The 1,644-nt window shown below is 60.8% G+C and carries 1 protein-coding gene; it reads right to left on the bottom strand.

From position 1 onward, the window contains the following. Nucleotides 1-116 precede the first annotated feature (116 nt). The gene (locus CFB35_RS33840) at nt 117-1,517 is read right to left on the bottom strand and encodes an ISNCY family transposase (protein WP_059578342.1); all 1,401 of its coding nucleotides are present in this window, start codon (nt 1,515-1,517) and stop codon (nt 117-119) included. Nucleotides 1,518-1,644: the final 127 nt, after the last annotated feature.

Genomic DNA, 1,644 nt, shown 5'->3' with positions numbered 1-1,644 from the left:
TGTCATACCCGGATTCAGATGTCGTAGCGCCAGCTAAATACAGATGTCGCATGTTTCATCGGCTTTCCATCCTTCAGCGTTGAAGTGCCAGGCCTGAAGCAGCAGGGCGCTTACGTTCACCCGCGGGCCTTCGCAGACCGCCGATTCGATTCAGATTGATGTGTTTGTGAAGCGACCTGCAAGATGGCTGCTTCGATATCAGCTTCCGTGAACGCACGCTGTTTCTTGGCACCGGGTAACGATGCCTTGGCTCGTACCGGTAGCCCTCGATTGGCTCGCGACGGGGAACCCGAGATCCGCCGGTTATCACGCTGCGCCTGAACCGCTTCAGCCACCTGCAGTGCGTGACTCAGACGCTTGTGCTCGATGATCGCGCCTTGATCGACCTCTGCCAGCTTGTCGTAAAGGCGACATCGCAATACCTCGCCATCGGTCCGTATTTCGACCCGGCCATCCGGGTACTCCCAGACGTCGATGTAGCGATGAATCAGCTTCCGATTCTCGAGCGTATCGTCCAACAGATACAGCACCCGGTCGTACAGCACCGTCAGCGACTTCGAAACTCGGCGCGTTTCGCGCCAGGTCAGCAATTGGTCCAGATTCTCGTCACCTCGCAGCGGCCGGTGCGCATTGAAGTCGCTGCGCGGTGGCTTGGCGAAGCGCGCGTTATACATGACGATGAAGGAGGGCACATAAGCATTGGCGTCGGCCACCGTGCTGATGCCGCGCAATCGCATCTCCTTGACCAGCCGGTCCTGCAGCGTCAGGTGTGCTCGCTCGACACGTCCCTTGGCCGAGCTGCTGTTCGCGCAGAACGTGTCGATGTTCAATTCATACATGGCCCGGCCAAACTGCGTCACGCTGCTGCCGGTCTTGCCCGCGGTTGCGCTGCGGAACACGCTGTACTTGTCGCTATAGAACGCCACCGGCTTGCCGTAACGCTCCAGATACGCCCGCGTGGCCTCGAAGTAGCTGAAGGTCGATTCGGTCGCCGTAAAGTGCAGATGCATCAACCGGCTCGTCGCGTCGTCGACGTACACCAGCAGCGTGCAGGCCGGCGCCCGTTCCTCGAACCATCGATGATCGCTACCGTCGATCTGGATCAGTTCGCCCAGGCAGGCCCGGCGCGCTCGCGGCTGGTAGACCTTGGGCGGCCGTTGCCGGCGCGGAATCCAGAGCCCAGCGTCTGTCATCAGCCTTCTGACCGTTTCCTTCGACAACTGCAGCCCATGGCACTCCCAGAGCTTCTCGCAGGCCAGCGTCGGCCCAAAATCGGCGTAGCGCTCACGAATCAGGCTCAAGGCGCGATGAGCGAGATCCTCAGGCAACTGATGGTTGCTGGCGTGGCCACGACGCTGCGAAACCAGCCCGACCGGGCCAGCGGCGCGATACCGGGCGACCAGCCGTTCAATCTGCCGTCGACTGATCCCAAGTCGCTCCGCGGCTCGCCAAGGCATCAGACGCTGCTCGATCACGGCTTCCACGACCTTCAGACGATCCAGCTCCCGCATGCTCATGGTGATCAGTCCAGGTTGGCCCACGATGCGCTCCGGCAGTTCGAACCGCCGCCAGCATGCGCCGAAACCCTCGAACTACGACATTTCAACTTTGCCCAGATGCGACATTACTACTTTGCTCTTACAC

It is taken from the genome of Burkholderia sp. AU16482 (genome assembly GCF_002223285.1).
Lineage (GTDB): Bacteria > Pseudomonadota > Gammaproteobacteria > Burkholderiales > Burkholderiaceae > Burkholderia > Burkholderia semiarida.
This window is presented reverse-complemented; position numbering and strand designations above follow the sequence as displayed.